This window comes from Pseudomonas sp. HMWF006 (assembly GCF_003061205.1).
Lineage (GTDB): Bacteria > Pseudomonadota > Gammaproteobacteria > Pseudomonadales > Pseudomonadaceae > Aquipseudomonas > Aquipseudomonas monsensis.
Genome location: NZ_QAIU01000431.1, coordinates 1 through 7,267, shown reverse-complemented (window position 1 = coordinate 7,267; position 7,267 = coordinate 1). Strand labels below are relative to the sequence as shown.

The following is a 7,267-nucleotide window of genomic DNA, read 5'->3' as shown; positions in this document are numbered from 1 at the left end:
CACGCCAGTGCGTTGATCAGTCATTTGTTGCCGGTGATCAAGGACGAATCGCAGCGTGCCCTGATCGCCGACGCCGCCGAACAGGCCGAGCGCCGACTGCAGCCGTTGCAGGACAAGCTGCCGGTGCAGGCGATCCACATGGACATCACCGACGACAACGCCGTCTGGCAGCGCGATGCGCAGCGGCACTGGCAATTGCAGGGGGTGATCGACTTCGGCGATCTGGTGCGCACCTGGCGCATCACCGATCTGTCGGTGACCTGCGCCGCGCTATTGCATCACGCCGGTGGCGATCCTTTTGTCATCTTGCCGGCGATTCAGGCCTATCACGCGGTCAATCCGCTGCAACACGAAGAACTTCAGGCGTTGTGGCCCTTGATCGTGGCCCGCGCGGCGGTGCTGGTGCTCAGTGGCGAACAGCAGGTCAGCATCGACCCCGGCAACCATTACAGCCGCGACAACCTTGTCCATGAGTGGGAAATCTTCCACGTCGCCACTTCGGTACCGCTGGCGCTGATGGAGGCGGCAATCCTCAGCGCCGTCGGCCAGGCCTTGCCGGTCATCGACAGTGAAGGTTTTGCGCCGTTGTTGCCGGGCCTGGTCGGGCGGGAATTCGCGCTGATCGATCTGGGGGTGCTGAGCCCGCATTTCGAAGCGGGTAACTGGGAACAGGACGGTATTGACCAGCGGTTGCTGACGGAAGCGGCGACGGCACATGGCCTGGCGGCAAGCCGTTACGGGCAATACCGTTTGTCGCGCACCCGCCCTGACAGTGCCGACGAACCGGACACTTTCCCGTTGCATGTCGAGTTGCGTGTACCGAACGGCACTGCGGTGGAATCGCCGTTTGCCGGTGTGCTGCATCAAACGGCCGGGGGAGCACTGCAGCTGGACGGCCCGCAACTCAGCGTGCGCTTGTGGGGTGTCACGCCCTCGCTGCAAAGCGGCGCAGCGCTGGTCAAGGGGCAGGTGCTGGGCGCGGTCAGTGGCCCGTTGCTCGTGCAGTTGTGTCGCGGTGCGCAGCTGGCGGCCCCGCTGTTCTGCACGCCGGCCCGGGCGGCGGCGTGGCAGGCATTGTGTCCGTCGCCGGCCGCGTTGCTCGGGCTGGCCTGTGATGCCGAGCCGGAGCTGGATGCGAAAACCCTGCTGGCGCGGCGTGACGCCAGTTTCGCCCGCACGCAAAAACACTATTACGTCGACCCGCCGCGCATCGAGCGCGGCTGGCGCAATCACCTGATCGACATGCAGGGCCGCTCCTACCTCGACATGCTCAATAATGTCGCGGTGCTGGGGCATGGCCATCCGCGCATGGCGGCGGTGGCGAGCCGGCAATGGTCGCTGCTCAATACCAACTCCCGGTTCAACTACGCGGCGGTCGCCGAGTTTTCCGAGCGCTTGCTGAAACTGGCACCGGAGGGCATGGATCGGGTGTTTCTGGTCAACAGCGGCAGCGAGGCCAATGACCTCGCGATTCGTCTGGCGTGGGCCTACAGCGGTGGGCGCGACATACTCAGCGTGCTGGAGGGTTACCACGGCTGGACGGTCGGTGCCGATGCCGTGTCGACCTCGATTGCCGACAACCCGAAGGCCCTGGAAAGTCGTCCGGACTGGGTTCATCCGGTGACCGCGCCGAACGTCTATCGCGGTGAATTCCGCGGCCTCGATTCAGCACCTGACTACGTGCGCAGCGTCGAACATCAGCTTGAGAAAATTGCCGGGCAACAACGCCAATTGGCCGGGTTCATCTGCGAGCCGGTGTACGGCAATGCCGGCGGTATCTCGCTGCCACCGGGTTATCTGAAACAGGTCTATGCACTGGTGCGAGCCCGTGGTGGTGTGTGCATCGCCGATGAGGTGCAGGTCGGTTACGGGCGCATGGGTCATTTCTTCTGGGGCTTCGAAGAACAGGGCGTTGTGCCGGACATCATCTGCATGGCCAAGGGCATGGGTAACGGCCAGCCACTGGGCGCGGTGATCACGCGTCGAGACATCGCTGAAGCGCTGGAAGCGGAAGGTTATTTCTTCTCCTCGGCCGGTGGCAGCCCGGTGAGTTGCCAGATCGGCATGGCAGTGCTCGATGTAATGGAAGAAGAAAAACTCTGGGAAAACGCCCGGACGGTCGGTGGCCATTTCAAGGCACGGCTCGAAGCGTTGATCGATAAACATCCGCTGGTGGGCGCGGTGCATGGTTCCGGGTTTTATCTGGGGCTGGAGTTGGTCCGTCACCGCGAGACGCTGGAACCGGCAACCGAGGAAACCGCGCGGCTGTGTGATCGCCTGCGTGAACTGGGGATTTTCATGCAACCGACCGGCGACTACCTCAACGTCCTCAAGATCAAACCGCCGATGGTGACCTCACGTCAGAGCGTGGATTTCTTCGTCGACATGCTTGATCGGGTCCTCGCTGAAGGCTTGTAAACGCTGCAGATCCTCCCTGTGGGAGCGGGATTGCTCGCGAACGCGGTGTATCAGTCGGCCTGTTTGGTGACTGATCCAGTGCTTTCGCGGGCAAGCCCGCTCCCACATTTATCTCAGGCTTCAGTTCGATTTATATCGACTTTAATTGCGTCAATGTCGATAAGCGGCATTCTGTTGGCTTTTAAAGTCGATATTTATCGGTTATAAAGTCGCCATTGCTCCGGCATGGCGATCTCATTCCGGTGCGCGCGTTTTTTCTTTCGGTCGAATTCTCGACCGTCAAAGCACTTGCCCGGAGAGGATTCATGAGCCGTATCGTTACCGTCGCCGCCACGCAGATGGCCTGTTCGTGGGATCTGGAAGCCAACCTCGAAACCGCCGAAAAACTGGTGCGCGAAGCCGCTGCCAAAGGCGCGCAGATCATCCTGATCCAGGAGCTGTTCGAGGCGCCGTACTTCTGCCAGAAGCCGAATCCGGACTATCTGCAACTGGCCACGACCGTAGAAGAGAACGTTGCGATCAAGCATTTCCAGAAGGTCGCCAAAGAGCTGCAAGTGGTATTGCCGATCAGCTTCTACGAGCGTGCCGGCCGTGCGCGTTTCAACAGCATCGCGATCCTCGATGCCGACGGCAGCAACCTCGGGATTTATCGCAAAAGCCACATTCCGGACGGCCCGGGTTACCACGAGAAGTATTACTTCAACCCGGGCGACACCGGTTTCAAGGTGTGGAACACCCGCTACGCGAAGATCGGCGTGGGCATCTGCTGGGATCAGTGGTTTCCCGAGGCTGCGCGCAGCATGGCGCTGCAAGGTGCGGAAATCCTCTTCTATCCGACGGCTATCGGCAGTGAACCGCACGACAAAACCATTTCGTCCCGTGATCACTGGCAGCGTGTGCAGCAGGGGCATGCCGGTGCCAACCTGATGCCGTTGATCGCCAGTAACCGCATCGGCAACGAAGAACAGGACGGCTACGACATCACGTTCTATGGCTCTTCGTTCATCGCCAACCAGTTCGGCGAAAAAGTGCAGGAGCTGAATAAAACCGAAGAAGGTATTCTTGTGCACACTTTCAACCTCGACGAGCTCGAACATATTCGCAGCGCGTGGGGTTCGTTCCGTGACCGCCGGCCGAATCTGTACGGCGCGTTGAAAACCCTCGACGGTTCCCTGGAGTCCTGATCCCGATGACCACCTTGAAAAGTACCCCGCGCGCCGATGGCTTCTACATGCCGGCCGAGTGGGCGCCGCAAACGCAAACCTGGATGATCTGGCCCGAGCGCCCGGACAACTGGCGTCTGGGCGGCAAGCCGGCGCAAGCCGCACACGCAGCCGTGGCCAAAGCCATTGCCCGTTTCGAACCGGTGACCGTTGCCGTGTCCGCCGGCCAGTATGAAAACGCCCGCGCCCGCCTCGACGTGCCCAACATCCGCGTGGTCGAGATGTCCAGCGATGACGCCTGGGTGCGCGACAGCGGCCCGACCTTCGTCATCAACAACAGCGGTGAAGTGCGCGGTGTGAACTGGGACTTCAATGCCTGGGGCGGTTTCGACGGTGGCCTGTACTCGCCGTGGAACCGTGATTCGCAGGTCGGTGGCAAGATCCTCGAGATCGAACGCAGCCCGCGTTACCGCACTGAAGGTTTTGTGCTCGAAGGCGGTTCGATTCACGTCGACGGCGAAGGCACGCTGATCACCACCGAAGAATGCCTGCTCAACCGCAATCGCAATCCGCATCTGGGCCGCGAAGAAATCGAAGCGGTGCTGAGCGCCAACCTGGCTGTGGATAAGATCATCTGGCTGCCGGACGGTCTGTTCAACGATGAAACCGACGGCCATGTGGATAACTTCTGCTGCTATGTGCGTCCGGGCGAAGTATTGCTGGCGTGGACCGACGATCCGCAGGATCCGAACTACCCGCGCTGCCAGGCGGCGATGAACGTGCTGCAAAACAGCACCGATGCCAAGGGGCGCTCGTTCACGGTGCACAAAATGCCGATTCCGGGCCCGCTGTATGCAACCGAAGAAGAATGCGCCGGGGTCGATCCGGTGGACGGTACGCAGGAGCGTAACCCGTCCGTGCGTCTGGCCGGTTCCTACGTGAACTTCCTGATCGTCAACGGCGGCATCATCGCGCCGAGTTTCGACGACCCGATGGATGCCCCGGCCCGGGAAATTCTGCAGAACCTGTTTCCGCAGCACGAAGTGGTGATGGTGCCGGGCCGCGAACTGTTACTGGGGGGCGGCAATATCCACTGCCTTACCCAACAGCAACCCGCGCCGCACAAAGAGTGAGTTGAGTCGTAACAGCTTGAGTTGATTAGCAAATCAACCGGAAAACGATTAGCTCGCTATGCACGTGCACAAGCCCGCAGCCCGATTGGACTGCGGGCTTTTTTGTATCCGCTTGTCGACAAATCAGAAACCTTGGCATAGCTCTTGTATCCGACAAAGGACACTAGGGAGGGGGGAGAACTTCAACAGTTCTGTCATAAACCTTGGATAACGTAGCCGCTCACGAACGGGGAGAGAGCGCTGAAATGAACGCCGAAGTGAACGTAGTCAGCGAGCGGACTTTGCATCCCATGGCCGTAAACAGCGAATCGCTCCAGATTGTCGCGCACTGGTTGAAATCCAATGGAACGCGTCAGATCAGGGAACCTGATCCGCGCCGGATGATGATCGAGCGTTACCCCGCTGGTCTGTTCAGCGAGGCCGAGCTGGATGCGTTGTGGGCTGTACTGGAAGGATAAGAAAAACAACAGGGATTGGTAAAAGCGCTGCCGGGATGGCAGCGCTTTTTTATGCACGATACAAAAATATTGTCGGAGTGAGCCTGCAGGTGTTGCGTTGGATCAGAAGGAATAGGTGCCGGTCATCACGACGCTGCGCGGTGCGCCAGGCTGGATCTGATACTGGCTGGTCGCCGAATCGTAATACTCGCGATCGGTGATGTTGTTCAACGCCGCACGTACATCCCAATCCTTGAAGCGATAACCGGCCAAGGCATCCCAGCGGCCGTAACCCGGCAGCACCGTGGTGTTGGCATTGTCGGCGTAGCGCTGGCCGACCAGGGTCAGACCGGTTTCACCGTACCAGCCCATTTCCGGCTTCCAGGTCAGGAACAGGCTGGCGTTGTGTTTGGCGACGTTGTTGATGCGCTTGCCTTCAAGACCGTTGTTGTCCTTCTCGATCTTCGCGTCCTGCATACCGACGCCGCCGCGCATGTACCAGTGGCCGACGATGTTGCCGGTGGCGGTCAACTCGATACCCCGTGAACGCTGAACGCCGGTCATGATGGTCAGGGTCGGATCGTTCGGATCCGTCGTACGGCGGTTGTAGAGCTCCAGGTCATAGATCGCCAGCGTGGTACTGAGGCGATCATCGAGCCAGTCACTCTTCACGCCGATCTCTTTCTGTCTGGTCAACTCCGGGCTCAGGTCATTGCTGTTGCCGGCCGCGCCCGGGGTGATGCCGATCAGACCACCGCCCACCGGCGAGAAGGTCTTGGACCAGGACGCGTAGAAGGAGTGATTCTGCAATGGCGTCCAGACCAGGCCCACGCGCGGGCTGGTGCTGTGGCTGTCACGGTCTTCGGAAATGTTGCGCAGCTTGTTGGTCGACTCGATATCGAAAGTGTCGTAGCGCAAGCCGGCGAGCAGTTGCCATTGATCGTTGAGACGCAGTTGATCCTGCACGTACACCGCGCGGCTTTCGACCTCGGTGTGGCTGTCGCTGGACACCTGCATGCGCCCGGTGTGGCGCAGATTGCGGTCAGGGTTGTTCAGGTCGAGTGCCGGCACTGCGGAACTGCCGGGGCCGGACGTAGCGGCGTTATACAGCGTCGGATCGCGACGCTGGCTGCCGATCTCGATCCCGGTCAGCAGGCGATGCTCGAGCCCGAACGTATCGAATCCACCTTCCAGTTCGACGTTGTTATAGACATTGCGGGTGGTCAGGTCCTGCTGCCAGTGCTGGCGCGTGACCTTGTTGGTTTTCTTGTCGAAACCGGTGAGGTAGGTGTTGTCGAAATCGCTGTCGAGCTTGAACACGCCGAGGGTCTGGCGCAGTTGCCAGTCGTCGTTGATTGCGTAGGTGAGTTTTGAGCGCAGCGATTGGGACTTGTCGTCGATGAAGTCGTGGCCGTTGCCGTAAGTCGTGTCGCGACCGACATCGGCCGGGCGGCCGTTGATGCCGGGGATACCGCGATCCGGGGTGCGGTTGTAGCGGCTGTATTCGTACTGCACCAGCCAGTTCAGGTCGGGCGTCAGTTGCCAGCTCATCGACGGCGCGAACAGTTGGCGGTTGCCACTGACGCCATCGCGGAAACTGTTTTCATCCATGTTGCCCATGTTCAGGCGCAGGCTGAGGTTTTCGCTGGGATCGGCGCTGAGATCGGCGTACAGGCTGCGCAGGTCTTCACTGCCGAGCTGGGCCTCGAGGGTCGAGCGGCGGCCGAATTCCGGCATCTTGCTGACGCGGTTGACGATCCCGCCCTGACTGCCGCGGCCATACAGCACCGCGGCCGGGCCCTTGAGCACTTCGACGCGCTCGATGTTATGCAAATCGCGTTTGTACTGGCTGTCGTCGCGGATGCCGTCCAGGTAGAAGTCGTTGCTGGCGTCGAAACCGCGAATGCGCAGGCTGTCGAAGCGCGTATCGGCGCTGCTGCTGACGTTGGGCATACCGCTCAAGGCGTCGCCGATGTCATTGGTGCCGTAGTTGGCGACGTTCGACGTCTTGATCGAATCAATGGCCTGAGGCACGTAGCGCAGCGGGGTCGAGGTGCGAGTCGCGGTGCTGCTGATCTTCACGCGCGGGTCATCGGCCAGTGCTTCGGCGCTGATC

General features: G+C 60.7%; 5 protein-coding genes. 4 read left to right on the top strand and 1 reads right to left on the bottom strand.

Going from position 1 to position 7,267, the window contains the following annotated elements; all coding sequences use genetic code 11:
• From DBR24_RS18135 to DBR24_RS18120, 4 genes are all read left to right on the top strand, one after another.
• Positions 1 to 2,418, top strand: a 2,418-nt coding sequence (locus DBR24_RS18135; protein WP_256591607.1) for an aminotransferase, incomplete at its 5' end; no start/stop codon positions are given.
• Between the two features lie 305 nt (positions 2,419 to 2,723).
• Positions 2,724 to 3,602 (top strand): N-carbamoylputrescine amidase, encoded by an 879-nt coding sequence (gene aguB / locus DBR24_RS18130; RefSeq protein WP_128615437.1) that lies wholly within the window; start codon positions 2,724 to 2,726, stop codon positions 3,600 to 3,602.
• A gap of 5 nt (positions 3,603 to 3,607) precedes the next feature.
• Complete coding sequence (gene aguA, locus DBR24_RS18125) at positions 3,608 to 4,714, top strand: agmatine deiminase (protein ID WP_123470591.1); 1,107 nt, start codon at positions 3,608 to 3,610, stop codon at positions 4,712 to 4,714.
• A gap of 245 nt (positions 4,715 to 4,959) precedes the next feature.
• Complete coding sequence (locus DBR24_RS18120) at positions 4,960 to 5,172, top strand: hypothetical protein (protein ID WP_123470593.1); 213 nt, start codon at positions 4,960 to 4,962, stop codon at positions 5,170 to 5,172.
• Between the two features lie 102 nt (positions 5,173 to 5,274).
• On the opposite strand, the gene DBR24_RS18115 is transcribed toward DBR24_RS18120, so the two are convergent.
• Positions 5,275 to 7,267, bottom strand: a 1,993-nt coding sequence (locus DBR24_RS18115) for a TonB-dependent siderophore receptor (protein ID WP_128615436.1), incomplete at its 5' end; no start/stop codon positions are given.